An 18,341-nucleotide genomic window follows, 5' to 3' on the forward strand; every position below is an offset into this window, starting at 1 on the left:
GTTGATCAACCCTTGAGTGCGCCGGACATGAAACCGCGGACGTAGTGCCGCTGGAGGGCGAGGAAGAGCACGATGCAGGGCAGCGCGAGGACGACCACGCCGGCCTCGGTGGCGCCGTAGTCGACGATGCCCATCACCTGCTGGCGCATGTTCGCCACGGCCAGCGGCAGGGGCAGCTTCTCGGAGTCGCTGATCAGCACCAGCGGGGTGATGAAGTCGTTCCAGGCGGCCAGGAAGGCGAAGAGGCCCACGGTGATCAGGCCGGGCTTCACCGCGGGGATGAGGATGTGGGTGAGCGCGCGGAAGCTGCCGCAGCCGTCGACCTCGGCCGACTCCTTGAGGTCGCGGGGGATCGCCTCGAAGGAGATGCGCATCATGAAGACCGCGAACGGGAGCTGGAACATGGTGAGCACCAGCGCCAGCCCGAACAGCGAGTTCTGCAGGCCCAGCTCGTTGAGCAGCACGTAGAGCGGGATCAGCAGGGTCGCGTACGGGACCATGAGGATCGCCAGCGTCACCAGGAACAGCGCGTTGCGGCCCGGGAAGCGGAACATCGCGAAGGCGTACCCGCCGAAGGTCGCCACGCCGAGCGTGAACAGCACGGTCATGGCCGAGACGAGCGTGGAGTTGAGCAGGTACTGCCCGATGCCGGCCTGGTAGTCGGCGAGCGTCTCGTAGTTGCCGAACCCCCAGCCTGAGGTCTGTGCGGTGCCGGGCTGCGGGCTGACCGACGCGTACGACGCCCAGACCAGCGGGAAGAGGAACAGCAGCGCCAGGGCGCCGGTGAGCACGTACTGCGGCATTCTGACGAATCGCACGGTCAGCTCTCCTTGTCGCGCAGGCCGCGGAATTGCAGGGCGTTGAGGACCAGCAGCGCGACCAGCACCAGAATGGACAGTGCCGCGGCCCGGCCGAGGTTGTTCTGCCCCTGGAAGGCCATGTTGTAGACGAGCTGGACGATGGTGATGGTGCTGTTGTCCGGGCCGCCCTTGGTGAGGATGTAGAACTGGTCGAAGGCGAGCAGCGAGCCGGTGACGCAGAGGATCGTGCAGAGCGCCAGCGACGACCGGAGCAGCGGCAGGGTCACGTACCGGAAGGTCTGCCACCGGTTCGCGCCGTCGAGCCGCGCGGCCTCGTACACGTCCGCGGAGATGCTCTGCAGTCCCACGAGCAGCAGGAGCATGTAGAACCCGGCGAACCGCCACACGATCAGCGCGACCGTCGACCAGAGCGCCTTGCCCGGCGTGCCGAGGAAGGACACCGGGCCGAAGAAGCCGAGCGGGCTGCTCTGCGGCGAGTAGAGGGCGTAGAACAGCAGCGACGCCGAGGCGAGGCCGAGCGCCGAGGGGATCAGGAACGAGGTCCGGAGGAAGCCGGTCCAGCGCGTCGACTCCTGCACCAGCAGCGCCAGGCCGAGGGCCAGGCCGAGCAGGATCACGGTGGTGACGACGGTGTACTTGAGGGTGAACCACACGGCCGGCCACAGCAGCCGGTCGTCGAGGACGGCCTCGTAGTTGGCCGGGGCGTTCCAGCCGCGGTTGCCCGCGAACAGGCCCCAGTCGGAGACCGACATCCGGGCCACGATGATGATCGGCACGACGAAGAAGAGCAGGACGAAGACGGCGGTCGGGGTCGCGTAGCCCCAGCCGGCGAGCTTCTTCGAGTTTCGGCGCCGTTTTGTTTGTTTCGCGGCTTCGGGACGAGCCGCGACGGCGGGTACAGCCACAGGGTTGTCCTCCCTCGGCGGCGCCGGCCCGTGCCGGCGCCGCCGCTCACGTCACTGGCCCAGGACCTGGGTGATCGCCTCGTTGTCCTTGGTGAGGCTCGCCCCGTCGCCGTACACCTGATTGCGGAAGAGGGTCACCCACGGGCTGCCGGGCGCGTTGAACGCCTGCTGGAAGTTGACCGCCACCGGCGTCTTGCTCTGCGGGGCCGCCGCCACCTTGTTGATGGTCGCGACCCGCGGGTCCTTGGCCGAGTACTGGTTGTCGGCCAGGTCGGTGCGCGACGGCGTGGTGTTGTTCGCGGCGAGGACGTCGACCTGGCCCTGCTCGGACATCATCCAGGCGAGGAAGTTCCACGCCTGCTGCGCCTTCTTCGAGTCCTTCGAGACGCCGATGCCGTCGCCGCCCACGAAGGTGGAGCCGCCGCCGCTCACGCCCGGGATGGCGGTGACGCCGACGTCCACGGTCTTGGAGGCGGTCGGCAGCAGCGTCGCCGGGTACGGCATCACGCCGATCTTGCCCTCCTGGAACGCGGCGACCCAGGTGGCGCCGGTCTCGTCCTTGGAGCCGGCTGCGATCGCGCCGGCGGCCTGCAGGTCGCGCCAGGTGCTGTAGACCTTCTGCGCCTCGGGTCCGTCGAGCAGCGACTTCTTGCCCTCGGCGTCCATCACGTCGGCGCCGCTGGCCCAGACCATCGGGAACCAGGTGAACACGCCGCAGCCGCCGCAGTTGCCGCCGAAGTAGGTGCCGTTCACGCCGGGCTTGTCGAGCTTCTGGACGGCGAGCGCCTGCTCCTTGAACTCGTCGAGCGTGGTGGGGCCCTTCTCAGGATCGAGCCCGGCCTCCTTGTAGAGCTTCTTGTTCCAGAAGACGACGGACAGGTCGAGCACGAACGGGAGCACGTACTTCTTGCCCTCGAACGTGCCGGCCTGGAGGTGCCCCTGGTTGATCTTGTCGGCGTACGGCAGCTTGCCGATGTTGGTGGTCAGGTCGGCGAAGAGGCCGGCCTTGGTCCAGTTGGGCACGTAGACGATGTCGGCCGCGAACAGGTCGGGCAGGTTGCCGCTGCCGGCGGCCGCGCCCACCTTGGCCACGTAGTCGTCGTTGGGGACGATCGTCAGCTTCACCTGATTCTTGTGGCTCTTGTTGTACGCGTCGACGAGCGCCTTCGCCTGCAACTCCAGCGGCGCCCGAGTCCAGAGCGCCAGCTCCGAGCCGTCGTCGACGCCCTCGGCGGTGACCTCGGCCAGGGCGGCGGTGGGATTGTCGTCGCTGCTTCCGCCGCAGGCGGCGATCGCCGGCGTCATCAGTCCCGCGAGGGCAGCGAACACGAAGCCTTTCCATATGGTCCGTCGCACGGAAGCACCTCCACGTTTTCGGTGCGTTTTCGGTCATGGCCCGTTTCGGGTACCCTTGCACCCACCATCAGTGCTGGTAGTGCGCGGTATTCGGCGTGGCCGAAAACGTTTTCAGGAACGTAATACGGAGGAAATGTGTTGTCAAGAGCTTCGATGGGCTCACCGTCCGCCTCGGACAGTGCCGCCCAGACCGGCCGCGCCGTCACCCTCCGCGACGTCGCCCAGCTCGCCGGCGTGTCCATCGCGACCGCGTCGAAGGCCCTCAACGGGCAGCCCCAGGTGCGCGCCACCACGCGCGAGAAGGTCGTCCGGGCCGCGGAGCAGCTGTCCTTCTCGCCCAACACGCTGGCCCAGGGCCTGATCACTCAGCGCAGCGGCACGGTCGGCCTGCTCACCTCCGACCTGGAAGGCCGCTTCTCGATCCCGATCCTGATGGGCGCCGAGGACGCGTTCGGCTCCGACCAGACGTCGGTCTTCCTCTGCGACGCCCGCGGCGACAACGTCCGCGAACGCCACCACCTGCGCGCGCTGCTCTCCCGCCGCGTCGACGGCCTGATCGTGGTCGGCGCCCGCCCCGACGCCCGCCCGTCCCTGGGCGAGCTGCCGGTGCCGGTCATCTACGCCTACTCCCCCTCCGACAACCCGGCCGACCTCTCCCTGGTCACCGACAACGTCGGCGGCGGCCGCATGGCCGTCGACCACCTGATCCGCCACGGCCGCCGCCGCATAGCCCACATCACCGGCGACGCCACCTACGGCGCCGCCCGCGACCGGGCCACCGGCGCACTGGACCGCCTGGCCGAGGAGGGCCTGGCCCTGGCGGGCGACCAGATCTGGTACGGCGCCTGGTCCGAGGCGTGGGGCCGCGGCGCCACCCGCATGCTCCTGCAACGCGACCCGGGGGTGGACGCCATCTTCGCCGGCTCCGACGAGATCGCCCGGGGCGTCCTCGACGTGCTGCACCAGGAGGGCCTGGACGTCCCCGGCAAGGTCGCGGTCATCGGCTTCGACAACTGGAACATCCTGGCCGCGAACGCCCGCCCGCCGCTGTCCACCATCGACATGAACCTTGAACAGCTCGGCAGGCTGGCCGCCCAGCGCTTGTTCGCCGCCATCGACGGCGAGCTGGGCTCCGGCACCGAGACCATCCCGTGCCGCCTGATCACCCGCGAGTCGACGGCCCCCCTGGACTGACGGCCCAGCCCGGCCGCGAGCTGCTGATCACCGCGCCGGCGCTCGCCCGCACCGCTCAGGCGACGAAGGAGCGCAGTTCGCCGAGGGCGATGTCGAGCTCCTCGCCCGCGCGGGCGAAGTCGTCCAGGCCGTAGCAGGCGACCAGGGCCTTCTCCCAGGCGAGCATCATCACCGCGCACTGCATGCGCAGCGCCGGCGAGTCACCCGGCAGGCCGAGACGCTCGCCCTGGGCCTCGGCCAGCGCGGCGACCCACAGGTCTTGCTGCTGCAGGTGCCGACGGCGCAATGCGGGCTCGGAGCGGTTGAGGCGCATCACGGTCGCCATGGTGGCGGGATCGGCGGTGACCGAGGCGACCGCCACCTCGAAGGCCACCCGCAGCGCGCGCAGCGGCGACTCGCCGGCGGGGCGGCGCCTCAGCTCGTCGGCGATCGACGGGCCCAGCGCCTCGATGGGCTGGAGGACCGCGTCCTCCTTGGTGGCGAAGTAGCGAAAGAACGTTCGCTCTGTCACCCCGACCGCGGCGGCGATCGCGCTCGCGGTCGTGGCGGCGAAGCCGACCTCGCCGATCGACTTCATGGCGGCGGCCGTCAGCTCCGCCCGGATCGTCTCGCGCATGCGAGCTCGGACACTCTGCGGCTTCTCCCCTGTCACGATGCCCAGCCTAGCGCTACAGTCAGCCACTGACACATTGTCAGTCGCTGACACTTAGGAGCGTCATGACCGAGAAGATCACCATTGGTGAGTACACCGTGACGGTCCTGGAGGACGGGACCTCCAACATGCCGCCGTCGGCCTATCCGGGCGCCGACTTCGCCCGGTTCCCGGGCCTGCTGGACGGGCACGGGGTCTACCCGATCCGGCTCGGCGCCCACCTGGTGCAGGGTCCCGCCGGCACCTTTCTCGTCGACGCCGGCGCGGGCGCACTCACGATCCCCTTCCCCGCCGAGTTCGCGGAGGCGAACGGGCTCCTCGACCCGCCGAAGAACCTGGCGGAAGCCGGCCGCCTGCCCGAGTCGCTCGCCGCCGCCGGGGTCGCCCCGGAGGACATCACCGCCGTCTTCGTCACCCACCTGCACCTCGACCACGTCGGCTGGCTGATGAAGGACGAGAAGCCGTTCTTCCCCCGCGCCACCGCCTACTACGGCGCCGAGGACCGGGCGTTGCTCGTCGGCGACCCGCCCACCCGGGCGCTGATGGAAGCGGCGGACGAGGCGGGCATCCTGCGAACCTACGAGCCGGACGACCACGAGCTGAGGCCCGGCATGACCGTGATGCACGTGCCCGGCCACACTCCCGGGCACGTCGTGATCGAGCTCGCCTCGGGCGGCCGGAAGCTGTGGTTCACCGGCGACCTTCTCCAGTTCCCGGCCCAGCTCACCGACCGGCACATCCACTTCATGACCGACGTCGACCGCGAGCAGGCCACCGAGGCGCGCGCCCGCCTCTTCGAGCGCGCGCGCGACGAAGGAATCATCATCGCGCCGGCGCACCTCGGCGACCCCGCCTTCCGGAGGATCGCCGAGGACGGCACCTGGACAAGCTAGATACTCGGATAGCCGCAGACGGCGGCCGATCGCCTCGGACGGCGGCCGGTCGCGTACCGGTCGTGTGCCGGTCGGCTGCCGGCGGCGCGCCCGCACGGTGGCCGCTGCGGCGGAACAGGGCGTACGGAAGCGTCCGCGAGGCTCGACAGGTAACGGCGGCCGGCAGTCGGCCGCTCGAACCTGGAGGACTCATGCGCAAGATTCTCAAGTCTCTGGCGATCGTCGCGGGCGGTCTGGCGCTGGCCGTCGCGCCCGGTGCCGCGGCCTCGGCGGCCGGTCCGGCCTCGCTCGCGCTTCCCAGCCCGATCTGCACCGGCGTCGTGGTGGCCAGCTCGGGCGGGTACGGCGTTCCCGTTCCCGCGTACAACGGCAACCAGCGCTGTTACATGCAGAACGGCGACGGCAAGGTGGACACCCCCAGCCTGAGAACCATGCAGACGGCGATCAACATCTGTTACATCCAGAACGGCAGGCTCTCCCGGTACGGCATCACGCAACCGCTGAGTCTCGCTTCGCCGGACACGTACGGCCCGAAGACGAAGGCCGCGGTCACCGCCGTGCAGCGGTGGCACAGCATCTCGCCCGACGGCGGGTGGGGGCCGCAGACGCGAGCCGCGATGCAGTGGCCGGACAACAACGCGCTCACCTGCCGCAACGTACCGCTGGGCTGAATCATTCGCCGGGGCCGCTCCACAGGCGTGGGGCGGCTTCGTCGTGCCAGATCCGTCCACACACCGAAAAAGCCCGGACCGGAACAAATGCCGCCCCATGGGTCACCCCGCTCGGCATTCATGGCTATCGTGGGGCGATCGCAACACCGGTGAACGGGGGTTCTGGTGGACGTGATGCTGTTCGGCCATGTGTGCGTCGAGGTCCGCGGCCGGAGTGTGGACCTCGGACCGCCCGCGCAGCGGGCCCTGCTCGGCCTGCTCGCCCTTTACGCCCCGGCCGCGGCGCCGTACGGGACCATCGTGGCGACGCTGTGGCCGGACGATCCGCCCCGCTCGGCGCGCGCCACCGTGCAGAAGTACGTGCAGCGCCTGCGTGCCGCGCTCGGGCCCGAGTGCCCGCCCCGGCAGCGCGGGCACGTGCTGCGGACCTGCGGCGACACGTACGCGCTGACGATCGGGCGCGAGCGCGTGGACGTCTCCCGGTTCCGCGCCCGGTTCGCGCACGTGGCGGCCCTGCGCGCGGCGCGCGACCCGGCGTACGAGGCCGCGCTGGCGGACGTGATCGACCACGCGGACGACCCGGTCGCGCTGGACGTGCCGCTGCTGGGCGCGTCGCCGCGGGTGCTCGCGGTCAAGGCCGAACAGGCCAAGCTCGTCGACTGGTACGCCGACCTGCGGATCGCCGCCGGGCGCGCGGACGAGGTCGTCGGGCTGGTGCGCGAGCAGGCGGCGCTGCGGCCGCTGGACGAGGACTCGCAGGCCCGGCTCATCGCCGTGTACCGGCAGATCGGCTGCCGCTCCGCCGCGGTCGACGTGTACCTGCGGGCCCGCCGTCATCTCTCCGACATCCTGGGGCTCGACCCGGGGCCCGAGCTGGAGGACGCCTATCGAAGCGTGCTGGCCCCGGTCAGCGCGGCCGGCCTCACCGCCCGGGCGTGACCATCACGGCTCGGCGCGGTCGCCGAGCGCCCCTGACCTCGCGGCACGGACGCGACGACTACTCGAAGAGCTTGGCCGCCGTGATGACGGTCTGGACGATGCCGTAGCCCAGCAGGACCGTGACCAGGGCCCACGACAGGACCAGGCGGATCGTGGTGCTCATGCGGCGGCCTCCTTGGCGGTGGTGGGCGCGGGCTCGTGGTAGCGGGCCGGGACCGGGCGGATCATCAGGTTGGCGAGGAAGCCGACGGCCAGGACGCCGACCATCGTGAGCAGGGCGGGCTGGTACGCGGACGAGGTCAGCGTGCCGGGCTTGCCCTGCTGGTCGAGGAAGCCGTTGACGATGAGCGGGCCGGCGACGCCGGCGGCGGACCAGGCGGTCAGCAGGCGGCCGTGGACGGCGCCCACCTGATAGGTGCCGAACAGGTCGCGCAGGTAGGCCGGCACGGTGGCGAAGCCGCCGCCGTAGAACGACAGGATGACGCCGGCCAGCAGCACGAACAGGGCCGTGGCCGCGTCGCCGACCAGGGCGAGCAGCAGGTAGAGGACCATGCCGACGCCCAGGTAGACCATGTAGATGGGCTTGCGGCCGATCAGGTCGGAGGTGGACGACCAGGCGAAGCGGCCGGCCATGTTGAACAGCGACAGCACGCCGACGAAGCCACCGGCGGCGGCGACGCTGACGCTGGAGACGCCGTCGGAGCGGAAGAAGTCCTGGATCATCGGGCTGGCCTGTTCCAGGATGCCGATGCCGGCCGTGACGTTGCAGAAGAGCACGATCCACAGCAGCCAGAACGCGCGGGTGCGGATGGCGTTCGCCGCCGACACGTTCGCGGTGGTGACGAGCGGCTTCTCGCGTACGGACGCCGGGTCCCAGCCGTCGGGCCGCCAGCCCTCGGCGGGCACCCGGATGTTGGCCACACCGAACATCATGATCAGGAAGTAGCCGATGCCGAGCGTGAGGAAGAGCAGCACGAGCGCGTGGCCCGAGGCGACCGACGTGGCGACGTTCGGGTCGTAGCCGGAGTCGTAGAGCGACAGCAGCTGGCGGGACGCGGGGCTGGCGATCAGCGCACCTCCGCCGAAGCCCATGATGGCCAGGCCGGTGGCGAGGCCGGGACGGTCGGGGAACCACTTGATCAGGGTGGAGACCGGGGAGATGTAGCCGATGCCGAGGCCGATGCCGCCGAGCACGCCGTAGCCCGCGTACACCAGCCAGAGCTGATCAGTGGCGATGCCGAGCGCGCTGACCAGGAAGCCGGATGCCCAGAAGCAGGCGGACACGAACATGGCCTTGCGCGGGCCGTTCGCCTCCACCCAGGTGCCGCCGACGGCCGCGGAGAGGCCGAGCATGACGATCGCGATGCTGAAGATGATGCCGATCGCGGTCTGGCTCGTGTCGAAGTGCGCGATGAACGAGTTCTTGTAGACGCTGGTCGCATAGACCTGGCCGATGCACAGGTGCACCGACAGCGCCGCCGGCGGGATGAGCCACCGGCTGTAGCCGGCAGGCGCCACGGTGTGCTGGCGGTCGAGCGCGGTGAGCAGGGACAACGGTACCGCCTCCAACCCATTGGGGATCGAGATCGATCCTTGTCTCAATCGTTTGCAGCGGCAACCTGAGAGCTAGATCAAATCTCGCTGGTACGGTCGCCGCCTGAGGAGGTGCGCGGTGCGGCGTTCCCTGCTGGTGGTGCTCACGGTCTCGGCGCTGATCGCCGCGCTGCTCGGACTGGTCACGAACTACGCCTCCGAGCGGATGCCGCCGTTCTTCGAGGAAGATCCTTGGCGGGTCTGGCTGGTCCTCGCCCTGCTGGCCGAGGCCGCGATCATCATGACGCTGATCGCGACCCGGCTCCAGGCGACGCCCGTCCCCGCGCCGCCCTCCCGAGACGCCCTCCGCCGAGCCAAGTTCGCACACATCCTCTGGCAGGACGTGCACCACCTCGAGATCAACGAGGAATGGCGCGACAGCCACTTCACCGAGCTGGAGGCCGAGGTCGAGGTCGAGGCTCCCGCGCGGAGCTGGTTTCGCCGGCGCGCCGGCGCCCTCAGGGTGGAACGGCTGCCGTCGCTCACCGACGCCCTGCGGGCGAGCGACGAACGGCTGATCATCCTGGAGGGCGAGCCGGGCGCCGGCAAGAGCATCGCACTGCGGCACCTCTCCGGGCGCATGGCGGACGAGGCGCGGCACCGGCCGTCCGAGCAGGGCGTGTTGCCGATCTACGTCAACCTCAAGGACTTCGCCGTGCGCGGCGGCGTCACCTCGCGCGACGTCGAGGCGTTCGTGCTGGAGAGCCTGAACCCGAGCCGCAGCCGTGACATCGACCGCTACCTCAACGATCGGTTCGAATCCGATCGTGAACGTGGCCGCTGGCTCTTCCTGTTCGACTCCTTCGACGAGATCCCGGCGATCCTGAGCGCCACCGAGGCCGGGCCGGTGATCGACGACTACATCGACGCGATCGCCGGCTTCGTCGGCCTCGGCAAGAGCCGGGCGATCATCGCCAGCCGCGAGTTCCGCGGGCCGGGCCGCGGCGGACGGCCACTCTTCCGGGTGATGCCGCTGAGCCGCGAGCGCCGGGAGCGCTTCATCCGCAACGCGGACCTGGACGCCGGCGCCGAGCAGACCCTGCTGGACGGCCTGGACGGCATGGAGTTGCAGGTCCAGCAGCTCACCGACAACCCGCTGTTCCTCAGCCTGCTGTGCGAGTACGTCCGGGACACCAGCGTGCTGCCGCAGAGCACCCACGCGGTGATCGAAAGCTACGTGCGGTCGCGGATGAGCCGTGACCAGGACCGGATCGAGAACCGCTTCGCGGTGGACGTGGAGGCCACCCGGCTGGTGGCCGAGGAGATGGCCTTCGTCATGCTCGCGGAGCCGGACCTCGGGCTCTCCACGGACCGCGCGGTGATGGTCGCCCGGCTCGCGGACCGGACCATGCTCTCGGCCGACGAGGTCGACTCGGCGATCAGTGCCCTGCTGTACTGCCATCTTGCCCGGTACGCCGACTCGGAGGGGCGCTCCCGCATCACGTTCTCGCACCGGCGCCTCCAGGAGTACTTCGCGACGTGCGCGGTCATCCGCGACGAGAGCTCCGTGACACCGGTCCAGCTGCTGACCGACGGCCGCTGGCGGGAGACCGCCGTCGTCATCCTCCAGACGCAGCGGTCGGAGCACTCGGCCGACCTGCTCACGGCGATCGAGCACAGGCTGTGGGCGGCGCTGGACGACCGGTCGGCGGTGTGGCCGCCGGGAACGCTGTACCTCCTGGACCTCATGGCCGACGCGCTCACGCCCGAGGACATCGCCCAACACCCGGTGAGCCGGGTGGCCACCAGGATCCTGGGGCGGGCCTGGGCACGAGGGGGCCGCCTGGACCGTAAGTGGGTGGTCGAGCTCTGCGCCGCCTCGGGCGCGGAGAAGGCAGCGGGCTTCCTCGAGCGGGCCTTCGCCGGCGAGAGCGTCTGGGTCCGTGACGAGGCCTACCGGCAGGTGCGCAGAGTGGGACCGGCCGCGGCACGGCTCGAGCCCGCGCTCCGGCAGATGCTCGTCGACATGAGCGTCGGGGGCCGGCTTCGCCGGGAGCGGCGCTCCACGCGCATCCAGATCCAGCGGCTGCCGTTCACCGGCCAACTACCCGGTGCCTTGGACCTGCTCGTCGTTGCGCCCTTCGCCGCCTTTCTCGCCGGGCCGCTCGGGTTCGCCCCGCTGATCGCTCTCGCCCCGGAGACCGGGCGGCAGGGATTGTGGTTCAACGCCGCGGTCGCGGCGGCCGGCCTCCTGTTCGCGACCTGGCTTCTGCGTTTGGGCATGTCCAGCCCCGGAGTGGTCGAACGGCGTATCCGGACGAGGATCGGCGGCCTCGCGATACCTCCGTACGTCTTCGTCGCGCTCTTGTTCGGAGCGGGCATGATCACGGTGTCCACAGGGGTGCTGGTTCTCACGGGAGTGGGCAGCGTGCTCGCCCGGATGGTGCGCGAGGGCTCACCCGCGTCGATGGTGGCGAACACCGCCGCGGTCGCCGTCGCGTTCGGGCTGTGGCTGTGGCCGGTGGGAGCACTGTGGGCTGCCACCGAGGGTCCCTCCACGCAGCGCCGCCTCTGGCCCCTGCTCTCCCTGGCGTTCGCGCGCGAGGCGGCGAGGGAGATCACCGCGTTCTTCCGGCGCCTGGGCAAACGTCACAGCATCCGGCGCATGACGGTGCGGGCCCTGATCGGGCTGGCCGTTCTCGCGGTGCCCGTGGGATGGCTGGTCGCGATGTTTCGTTACCCGCGCGTCGCGACCGTCACGCTGTGGGTGGTCGTACCCCTTGCCTGCCTGTCGATTGCCCCGGTCATCGTCCTCGCGGCCAGCGAGATGTGGAGTCACCGATGCAACCGCCGCATCGTGCGGGATTTCGTGACGGGCGTGGGGCGCGCCGGGCCCCGGGAGACTCAGTCGGCGCTCGACCGGCTGCGTGACCAGGACGGCGTTCACCGGCTCCTGATGGAGATCCGGCGTCACAAGCTGCACAAGGATCCCGAGATGGCGGAGTTCCTGGCCTTCCTCGGCACCGCGTTCGAACGGCGTAAGCGCCTCCAGGGGTACGCCGGGAAGCGGCCGGACTGGCTCGACTGGTGGCGGTCGCACGGGTCCGATCACGCTGTCCTGTCCCGGCCGTCCTCGGGCACCATGGACGAGCTGGGCCGCCTGTTGGAGGAGGCCCAGCGCGCCGATGCGTTCCAGGAGTGACGGGGCGGTGTCCCCGCCCGTGCGCTCAGCGGACGATCGTGGGCCTGCCGGGCTGGTGGAGCCAGGCGTCGAACAGGGCGGTCAGGTCGCGGCCGGACACGCGTTCGGCGAGGGTCTCGAAGTCGGCGCTGGTCGCGTTGCCGCCTCGGTACTTCGCGCCCCACGCGGTGAGGATGCGGAAGAACGTGGCGTCGCCGACGCGGTTGCGCAGGACCTGCAGGACCATCGCGCCGCGCTGGTCGGTGGCGAGGGTGGCGTGGTCGGGGCCGGGGTCGGTGAGCGGCCAGTTCCAGAACGCGTCGTCGGGGGCGAACGCCCCGTACAGGCTGTCGAAGGTCTCCTGGGCGCTGTGCCCGCCGTGCTTCTCGCTCCACAGCCACGGGGCGTAGGTGGCGAAGCCCTCGTTGAGCCAGATGTCGTTCCACCGGCGCAGGCTGACGTTGTTGCCGAACCACTGGTGTGCCAGCTCGTGCTGCACGATCGCGTCGGCGAAGTCCTGGCTGTAGAGGATGCCGGCCGAGTAGGTGGGCCGGGTCTGGGTCTCCAGCGCGAAGCCGAAGTCGGCGGCGGTGACGATGCCGCCGGCCTCCCGGAACGGGTACGGGCCGAAGTACTTCGCGAAGAACCGCAGGTACTCCGGCTGGCGCGCGAGCGACGACTTGATCAGGTAGCCGGCGGTGGGCACGTCGGCCGCCGCGGTGGAGACCCACGAGGCGCCCGCCGGGGTGGCGGTCCAGCCGTCGAGCGTGTCGCCGTCGTCCTCGAACGACGTGGCAGTGCCGGGGACGGTGAGGTCGTCGAGGAAGACGCCGAGCCGCCGGGTCTCGTCCTCGCCCTCGGCGGGCGGCTGCCCGGCGTACGTCACGGAGATCTCGATGTCCTTGCCGGCGTACTCCGCGAGGTCGAAGGCGAGCTGGACGGAGTCGTCCGGCCCGAAGTTGTAGGAGCTGTCCGCCCACCATTCGCCGGTGGTGCCGGTGGGGCCGCAGGACCCGTCGGCCTGCCGGGTCACGTAGTGCGCCAGGAACGGCCAGGTGCCGTCGCACAGGTGCCCGGCCCAGCGCCGCATGTAGCCCTCGCGGTCCGGCAGGGTGGTCCAGTCGTCCTGCCCGGCCGTGCGGGCCTCGACGAACAGGTACGACGTGTCGGAGGTGTCGAGGTTGGCCCAGAACGAGAGCTCGCCGCCCGCGGCCGGGACGGAGACCGTGCGGGTGAGCCGCCGGTAGAAGGTGTCGCCGGTCAGCGGGCCGGAGTAGAGCAGCCGCCCGCCGGTGCGGGGTGACCATTTGGGCCGGTCAGCGTTGCCGTCGATGGCGTCGGTGAAGGTGATGCCGTCGCGCTGATAGGTGGTCATCGCGAGCCGGCCGGCGGTGACCGTGGCGAGGTAGGACGCCATCGGCTCGGCCGCGTCCCAGTTCCAGGTGGTGCGCCCGCCGCTCGTCGTGCTGCCGAGGGACCGGCCGTTGGCGACCGCCTGCGTGCCCTCCGGCACGGTGACGTGGAACGTGTAGGACGCCTTGTCGGCGGGGTGGTCGTTGACCGGGAACCAGGTGGCGGCGGCGTGCGGCTCGCCGGCCACGGTGAACCCGTCGGCGGTGCGCAGGAAGCCGGAGACGCCGATCGCGGGGTCGTCGATCGGCTCCGGCACGCCGTCGTAGCGGACCACGACGGTGAACGGCGACCCGGACGGCAGCCCGCGCGCCGGCGTGACGACCAGCTCGCCGCCCTGGCGGGTCCAGGCCGCGCGGGCACCGTTCACGTCCACCGACCGCACGGTGAGGCCGTCGAGGTCGAGGTCGAAGGCGGACAGGTCCTGGGTGGCCGCCGCGGTGACCGTGGCGACGCCGGTGAGCAGGCCGGGGCCGGGCTGGTAGCCCACCGCCAGGTCGTAGTGGCGGACGTCGTAGCCGCCGTTGCCGTCGTCCGGGAAGTACGGGTCGCCGATGCCGGGCGCTCCGGGTGTGAACGCGAGCGTCATGGCGAGCAGAGATCTCATCACGCGCGCCGACGTTAGTGACGTTCCGAGCGCGGAAACCGACAAAACGACGGCCGATTTGTTGTCCTTTGTGGTGTGCACAACCGCGTGAGCTGAGACGAAGCTGAGGATCATGTCAAAGATTTTTGACCTGACGTCAGGGATCTTTTACATTGACTCGCATGCCACTCGAGGAGAAACGGGCCTGGAGCCTCGCCGTGACGAGCGTGCTGGGCTACGTCATCTACCTGCTGCTTCTCGCGGCCGGCGTCGGATACGTCCGGGCCGCGCTGTGGACCGTGGGCGGCGGCATCGTCGTCAACATCGTCATCGGGATGTTCTTCGGCCGGGACCGCCGCACCGACCAGCGCGACCGCGAGATCGGCCGGTTCGGCGACCACATCGGCCAGTCGCTGGTGGCCGCCGGCGCGGTCAGCGCGATGCTGCTCGCCTTCGCCGAGGCGCGGTACTTCTGGATCGCGAACGTCATCTACCTGTCGTTCGTGCTCTCCGCCGTGCTCGGCTCCATCGCCAAGATCTTCGCCTACCGCCGTGGGTTCCACCCGTGGTGAAGGCGACCCGCATCACCAACTCGATCCGGTCGCTGCGCTTCGCCCACGGCGAGATGACCCAGGCGCAGCTCGCCGACCGGATCGGCGTCACCCGGCAGACCGTCATCGCCATCGAGCAGGGGCGCTACTCGCCGTCCCTCGAGGTGGCCTTCCAGATCGCCCGTGTGTTCGGCGTGAGCCTCGACGACGTGTTCCAGTACCCGGAAGGTGAGCCATCGTGAAAGCCATCGTTCAGGACGTGTACGGCGACGCGGACGTGCTGCGCGTCGCCGACGTGCCGAAGCCCGAGATCGGCCCCGAGGAGGTGCTCGTCGAGGTGCGCGCCGCCGGCGTCGACCGGGGCGCCTGGCACGCGATGACCGGCCTGCCGACCGTGGCCCGGCTGGGTTTCGGCCTGCGCCGGCCGCGCCGGCGCACCATCGGCATCGACCTGGCCGGCCGGGTCGCCGCCGTCGGCGCCCGGGTCACCGAGTTCCGGCCCGGCGACGACGTGTTCGGCTGCGGCACGAGCACCTGGGCCGAGTTCGCCAAGACCAAGCCCTCGCGGCTTTTCAAGAAGCCCGATCACCTGACGTACGAGCAGGCCGCGTCGCTGCCCACCTCCGGCGCCACCGCGCGGCTGGCGCTGGGCAAGACCGGCGGCGACGTCCTGGTTCTGGGCGCCGGCGGCGGGGTCGGCTCCTTCGTGGTGATGCTCGCCAAGGCTCGCGGCGACCGGGTCACGGCGGCCAGCAGCAAGCCGGAGGCCGTCCAGCGGTTCGGCGCCGACACGGTGCTCGACTACACCCGGGAGCCGCTCGCCGGCTCGTACGACCTGGTCGTGGAGACCGGCGGCAACCGGCCGCTGTCCGAGCTCCGCAAGCTGCTCAAGCCGCGCGGCACCCTGGTCATCGCCGGCGGCGAGAACGGCGGCCGCCTCCTCGGCGGCCTGGAGCGCAACCTCCAGCTGATCGCCGTGTCGCCCTTCACCCGGCAGCGGCTGCGCGCCCCGATCTCGCTGACCCGCCGCGCCGACCTGGAGGCGCTGGCGCTGCTCACCGATCCCCCGCTGGAGGGCGCCTACCCGCTCGAGCAGGCGCCGGCCGTGATGCGGCGGCTCGTCGAGGGCCGCATCACCGGCAAGGCCGTGCTGACGACATGATCGACGGATGTTGACCCCCACACCCCTGATGGAGCTCGTCACCGGGTTCTGGAGTTTCAAGACGTTCGCGGCCGCGGTGGAGCTGGACCTGTTCACCCGGCTCGCGGGCGGGCGCACGCTCACCAAGGACCAGCTCGGCCTCCCCGAACGCCCCGCCGACCTGCTCCTGGCCGCCTGCGCCTCGCTCGGCCTGCTGGAGCGCGACGGCGAGGGCTACCGCAACTCGCCGCTCGCCGAGGAGTTCCTGGTACGCGGAAAGCCGTACTACTTCGGCGGCCAGGTGACCTACTGCGACCAGCGCACCTATCTGCCGTGGCACCGCATCGGCGAGGCGCTGCGCACCGACCGGCCGCTCACCTGGGACCCGCAGACCCAGGAGTCCATGTTCGACACCGCCGATCCCGCGATGCTGTCGACGTTCTGGGACGCCATGTACTCGACGTCGATCTTCACCGCCCGGGCGCTGAGCGACGCGGTGCCGCTGGCCGGGCGCCGCCGGCTGCTCGACGTCGGGGGCGGCTCCGGCGCGTACCCCATCGAGCTGTGCCGCACCCACCCGCGGCTGCGAGCGACGGTCCTGGACCTGCCGCACGTCTGTGAGATCGCCGCCGCGAAGGTGGCGGCGGCCGGCCTCACGGACCGCGTCGCGACCGCGCCGGGCGATTTCCTCGCCGACGCCGAGCTGCCCGGCGGCCACGACGTCGTGCTGCTCAGCATGATCCTGCACGACTGGGACGAGGCGGCGAACCGCGCCCTGCTCGCCAAGGCACACGCCGCGCTGGAGCCCGGCGGCCTCGTCATCGTCTCGGAGCTGCTGCTCGACGCCGACCGCACCGGTCCCGCCCCGGCCGCGCTGATGGGCATGAACATGCTGGTGGAGACCGTCGGCGGCCGTAACTACTCGGACGCCGAATACGAGCGGTGGCTGACGGACGCCGGCTTCACCGAGGTCCGCACGGTGCGCTTCGACGCCCCCGGCGCGAACGGCGCCGTGCTGGGGATCAAACCCTAGCCAGCAGCAGCCGTACGACCTCCGGGTCCTCGACATGCGCGTTGTGCCCGAGGCCCGGCAGGTCGAGCGGCTCCACGCCGAGCGCGGCGAGCTGGCCGGCCGTCACCATGTGGTCGTGCTCGCCGCGGGCCAGGATCACCGGCACCGGCGCGGCGGCCAGCAGCTCGGCCATGGCCGGCGCGCCGACCGCGAAGGCGCGTGGGTCGAAAGTGGACCGCCAGCCGCCGTCGGTCTCGGCGACCGCGACCTCCGGCGCCGCACCCTGTAGCCCCGCGATCCGCAGGAACCGGCGCTCCGCCTCCTCGCGCGTCGCGAAGACCTGCGCGGGACGCTCGGCGAGGGCGGCCGCCTTCGCCAGCTCGGCCGGCGTCCACGACACCTTGATGCCGAGCCCGATGACGGCCCGCACGCCCGGGCACGCGGCGAGATGCAGGGCGATCACCCCGCCGAACGAATGGCCGACGACGACCGTGCCGCGCGGGTCGACCAGCCCGGCCACCGCGTCGGCCACCCCCGCGAACGTGTAGTCCTCGAGCGGCGCCGAGGCACCGTGCCCGGGCAGATCCGGCGCGATCCAGGCCCGCGCGCCCGGCTCGTCGGGCAGCCCGCTCCACACGTCGCTGGTGGCCCCGAGGCCGTGGAGCAAGAGGACGGTCGGCGGCTCGGTGCCGCCCGTGCGAATGCGGAGCGCGGTCATCCGATAAGCATTGCGTACTTCAGGCCCACCCGGCACGCCGGGGCGGCCCTCGCCGGAGTCAGTCGCGCAAGGTGGCGATCGGATCGGCGGCGGTGGAGGTCCAGCCGCCCCGGCGCAGGCGTTCGGCGCCGTCGAGCAGGAGGTCCAGGGCGAAGCGGAACTCGAACTCCTCGTCGCAGCCCGGGCCGACACGGGACAGGTCGCCCTCGGTGGCGGCCATGGCGATCGCCAGGATGTGCGGGTAGCGCTGGGAGAGCTCGGCCGCCATCGCCTGCTGCTGCTCGGGGGTGGGCGGGGGCGCGTTCTCGTCGCGGGGCTCGTCGAACAGCTCGGGGCTGAAGCCCCAGATGCGGTTGCCGAGCGCGTGCAGCACGTGGTGGGTCAGGTCGGCGGAGAGGCCGCCGTCCAGCAGCACGCCGGCGACGGAGTTCATGTACGCCAGCACGGTGGGCGTGCGGCGGGTCCGGGACTCGATCGCCTGCCGTGCCCACGGGTGGCGCAGCACGGCCCGGCGCGCCGACAGCACACGCGCGCGGACGCCGTCACGCCAGTCGAGGCCCGGGCCGGGCGTGTCGAACTCGCCGATGACGACGTCGACCATGCCGTCGAGCAGCTCCTCCTTGTCGGCGACGTGCTTGTAGAGCGCCATCGGCACGACGCCGAGCTGCTGTGCGAGCCGGCGCATGCTGAGGCCGGCGACGCCCACCTCGTCGGCGAGCGCGACGGCGGCGCGCAGCACCCGGTCGCGGTTGAGCGGCGTGCGCCGAACCGTCGCCAA

At 71.1% G+C, this 18,341-nt stretch carries 18 protein-coding genes; 9 read left to right on the forward strand and 9 right to left on the reverse strand.

All coding sequences use genetic code 11. The annotated features are described in order from the left end of the window. Positions 1-5: 5 nt before the first annotated feature. The 3 genes from Ade02nite_RS28710 to Ade02nite_RS28720 are packed head-to-tail and all read right to left on the reverse strand — an operon-like array spanning position 6 to position 3,082. Entirely contained in the window at positions 6-818 is an 813-nt protein-coding gene (locus Ade02nite_RS28710) for a carbohydrate ABC transporter permease (RefSeq protein ID WP_239169125.1), read from the reverse strand. 2 nt (positions 819-820) lie between these two features. Next, positions 821-1,726, reverse strand: a complete 906-nt coding sequence (locus Ade02nite_RS28715; protein WP_203770638.1) for a carbohydrate ABC transporter permease — start codon at positions 1,724-1,726, stop codon at positions 821-823. A gap of 51 nt (positions 1,727-1,777) precedes the next feature. After that, positions 1,778-3,082: an ABC transporter substrate-binding protein gene (locus Ade02nite_RS28720; protein WP_239169126.1), complete on the reverse strand. Its 1,305-nt coding sequence runs from the start codon at positions 3,080-3,082 to the stop codon at positions 1,778-1,780. A gap of 153 nt (positions 3,083-3,235) precedes the next feature. Here Ade02nite_RS28720 and Ade02nite_RS28725 point away from each other — a divergent pair, with 153 nt between their 5' ends. Next, on the forward strand, positions 3,236-4,276 hold the full coding sequence (locus tag Ade02nite_RS28725) for a LacI family DNA-binding transcriptional regulator (protein WP_203770640.1): 1,041 nt from the start codon (positions 3,236-3,238) through the stop codon (positions 4,274-4,276). Positions 4,277-4,331: 55 nt separating this feature from the next. Here Ade02nite_RS28725 and Ade02nite_RS28730 read toward each other — a convergent pair whose 3' ends face one another. Continuing rightward, positions 4,332-4,928, reverse strand: a complete 597-nt coding sequence (locus Ade02nite_RS28730; protein WP_203770642.1) for a TetR/AcrR family transcriptional regulator — start codon at positions 4,926-4,928, stop codon at positions 4,332-4,334. A gap of 65 nt (positions 4,929-4,993) precedes the next feature. Here Ade02nite_RS28730 and Ade02nite_RS28735 point away from each other — a divergent pair, with 65 nt between their 5' ends. From Ade02nite_RS28735 to Ade02nite_RS28745, 3 genes are all read left to right on the forward strand, one after another. Next, positions 4,994-5,821 carry an MBL fold metallo-hydrolase gene (locus Ade02nite_RS28735; RefSeq protein WP_203770644.1) on the forward strand — a complete coding sequence of 276 codons (828 nt, stop codon included), beginning with the start codon at positions 4,994-4,996 and terminating at the stop codon, positions 5,819-5,821. A 191-nt stretch (positions 5,822-6,012) separates the two neighbouring features. Then, a complete protein-coding gene (locus Ade02nite_RS28740; protein WP_203770646.1) occupies positions 6,013-6,492 on the forward strand; it encodes a peptidoglycan-binding domain-containing protein in 480 nt (159 codons plus the stop codon). A gap of 174 nt (positions 6,493-6,666) precedes the next feature. After that, positions 6,667-7,431, forward strand: coding sequence for an AfsR/SARP family transcriptional regulator (locus Ade02nite_RS28745; protein ID WP_239169136.1), 765 nt, complete (start codon positions 6,667-6,669; stop codon positions 7,429-7,431). A 58-nt stretch (positions 7,432-7,489) separates the two neighbouring features. Here the strand turns inward: Ade02nite_RS28745 and Ade02nite_RS50980 are convergent, their stop codons facing one another. Both Ade02nite_RS50980 and Ade02nite_RS28750 read right to left on the reverse strand, forming a co-directional pair. After that, complete coding sequence (locus Ade02nite_RS50980; protein ID WP_438871002.1) at positions 7,490-7,594, reverse strand: MFS transporter small subunit; 105 nt, start codon at positions 7,592-7,594, stop codon at positions 7,490-7,492. Next, positions 7,591-8,979 (reverse strand): OFA family MFS transporter, encoded by a 1,389-nt coding sequence (locus Ade02nite_RS28750; protein ID WP_203770772.1) that lies wholly within the window; start codon positions 8,977-8,979, stop codon positions 7,591-7,593. Before Ade02nite_RS28750 ends, Ade02nite_RS50980 begins: the two co-directional genes overlap by 4 nt. 124 nt (positions 8,980-9,103) lie before the next feature. Here Ade02nite_RS28750 and Ade02nite_RS28755 point away from each other — a divergent pair, with 124 nt between their 5' ends. Beyond that, positions 9,104-12,166 carry an NACHT domain-containing protein gene (locus Ade02nite_RS28755; RefSeq protein WP_203770649.1) on the forward strand — a complete coding sequence of 1,021 codons (3,063 nt, stop codon included), beginning with the start codon at positions 9,104-9,106 and terminating at the stop codon, positions 12,164-12,166. Between the two features lie 25 nt (positions 12,167-12,191). Here Ade02nite_RS28755 and Ade02nite_RS28760 read toward each other — a convergent pair whose 3' ends face one another. Continuing rightward, the gene (locus Ade02nite_RS28760; protein WP_239169137.1) at positions 12,192-14,162 is read right to left on the reverse strand and encodes a M1 family metallopeptidase; all 1,971 of its coding nucleotides are present in this window, start codon (positions 14,160-14,162) and stop codon (positions 12,192-12,194) included. 161 nt (positions 14,163-14,323) lie between these two features. On the opposite strand from Ade02nite_RS28760, the gene Ade02nite_RS49650 reads away from it, so the two are divergent. The 4 genes from Ade02nite_RS49650 to Ade02nite_RS28775 are packed head-to-tail and all read left to right on the forward strand — an operon-like array spanning position 14,324 to position 16,866. Then, on the forward strand, positions 14,324-14,713 hold the full coding sequence (locus Ade02nite_RS49650; protein ID WP_239169128.1) for a hypothetical protein: 390 nt from the start codon (positions 14,324-14,326) through the stop codon (positions 14,711-14,713). Further along, positions 14,707-14,934: a helix-turn-helix transcriptional regulator gene (locus Ade02nite_RS49655; protein WP_239169129.1), complete on the forward strand. Its 228-nt coding sequence runs from the start codon at positions 14,707-14,709 to the stop codon at positions 14,932-14,934. The genes Ade02nite_RS49650 and Ade02nite_RS49655 overlap by 7 nt, the downstream gene beginning before the upstream one ends. Then, the gene (locus Ade02nite_RS28770; RefSeq protein ID WP_203770655.1) at positions 14,931-15,854 is read left to right on the forward strand and encodes an NAD(P)-dependent alcohol dehydrogenase; all 924 of its coding nucleotides are present in this window, start codon (positions 14,931-14,933) and stop codon (positions 15,852-15,854) included. Before Ade02nite_RS49655 ends, Ade02nite_RS28770 begins: the two co-directional genes overlap by 4 nt. Before the next feature lie 7 nt (positions 15,855-15,861). Further along, on the forward strand, positions 15,862-16,866 hold the full coding sequence (locus tag Ade02nite_RS28775) for a methyltransferase (protein WP_203770657.1): 1,005 nt from the start codon (positions 15,862-15,864) through the stop codon (positions 16,864-16,866). Here Ade02nite_RS28775 and Ade02nite_RS28780 read toward each other — a convergent pair. Both Ade02nite_RS28780 and Ade02nite_RS28785 read right to left on the reverse strand, forming a co-directional pair. After that, positions 16,856-17,563, reverse strand: a complete 708-nt coding sequence (locus Ade02nite_RS28780) for an alpha/beta fold hydrolase (RefSeq protein WP_203770659.1) — start codon at positions 17,561-17,563, stop codon at positions 16,856-16,858. The two genes, Ade02nite_RS28775 and Ade02nite_RS28780, sit on opposite strands and share 11 nt — an antisense overlap. 58 nt (positions 17,564-17,621) lie before the next feature. Further along, positions 17,622-18,341: a TetR/AcrR family transcriptional regulator C-terminal domain-containing protein gene (locus Ade02nite_RS28785; RefSeq protein ID WP_239169130.1), complete on the reverse strand. Its 720-nt coding sequence runs from the start codon at positions 18,339-18,341 to the stop codon at positions 17,622-17,624.

This window comes from Paractinoplanes deccanensis, from assembly GCF_016862115.1.
Classification (GTDB): domain Bacteria; phylum Actinomycetota; class Actinomycetes; order Mycobacteriales; family Micromonosporaceae; genus Actinoplanes; species Actinoplanes deccanensis.

Coding starts and splice junctions, on each gene's coding strand:
- Ade02nite_RS49650 (WP_239169128.1), top strand. CDS start 14,324: ATGCCACTCGAGGAGAAACGGGCCTGGAGCCTCGCCGTGACGAGCGTG.
- Ade02nite_RS28740 (WP_203770646.1), top strand. CDS start 6,013: ATGCGCAAGATTCTCAAGTCTCTGGCGATCGTCGCGGGCGGTCTGGCG.
- Ade02nite_RS50980 (WP_438871002.1), bottom strand. CDS start 7,594: ATGAGCACCACGATCCGCCTGGTCCTGTCGTGGGCCCTGGTCACGGTC.
- Ade02nite_RS28775 (WP_203770657.1), top strand. CDS start 15,862: ATGTTGACCCCCACACCCCTGATGGAGCTCGTCACCGGGTTCTGGAGT.
- Ade02nite_RS28735 (WP_203770644.1), top strand. CDS start 4,994: ATGACCGAGAAGATCACCATTGGTGAGTACACCGTGACGGTCCTGGAG.
- Ade02nite_RS28725 (WP_203770640.1), top strand. CDS start 3,236: ATGGGCTCACCGTCCGCCTCGGACAGTGCCGCCCAGACCGGCCGCGCC.
- Ade02nite_RS28745 (WP_239169136.1), top strand. CDS start 6,667: ATGCTGTTCGGCCATGTGTGCGTCGAGGTCCGCGGCCGGAGTGTGGAC.
- Ade02nite_RS28760 (WP_239169137.1), bottom strand. CDS start 14,162: ATGAGATCTCTGCTCGCCATGACGCTCGCGTTCACACCCGGAGCGCCC.
- Ade02nite_RS28780 (WP_203770659.1), bottom strand. CDS start 17,563: ATGACCGCGCTCCGCATTCGCACGGGCGGCACCGAGCCGCCGACCGTC.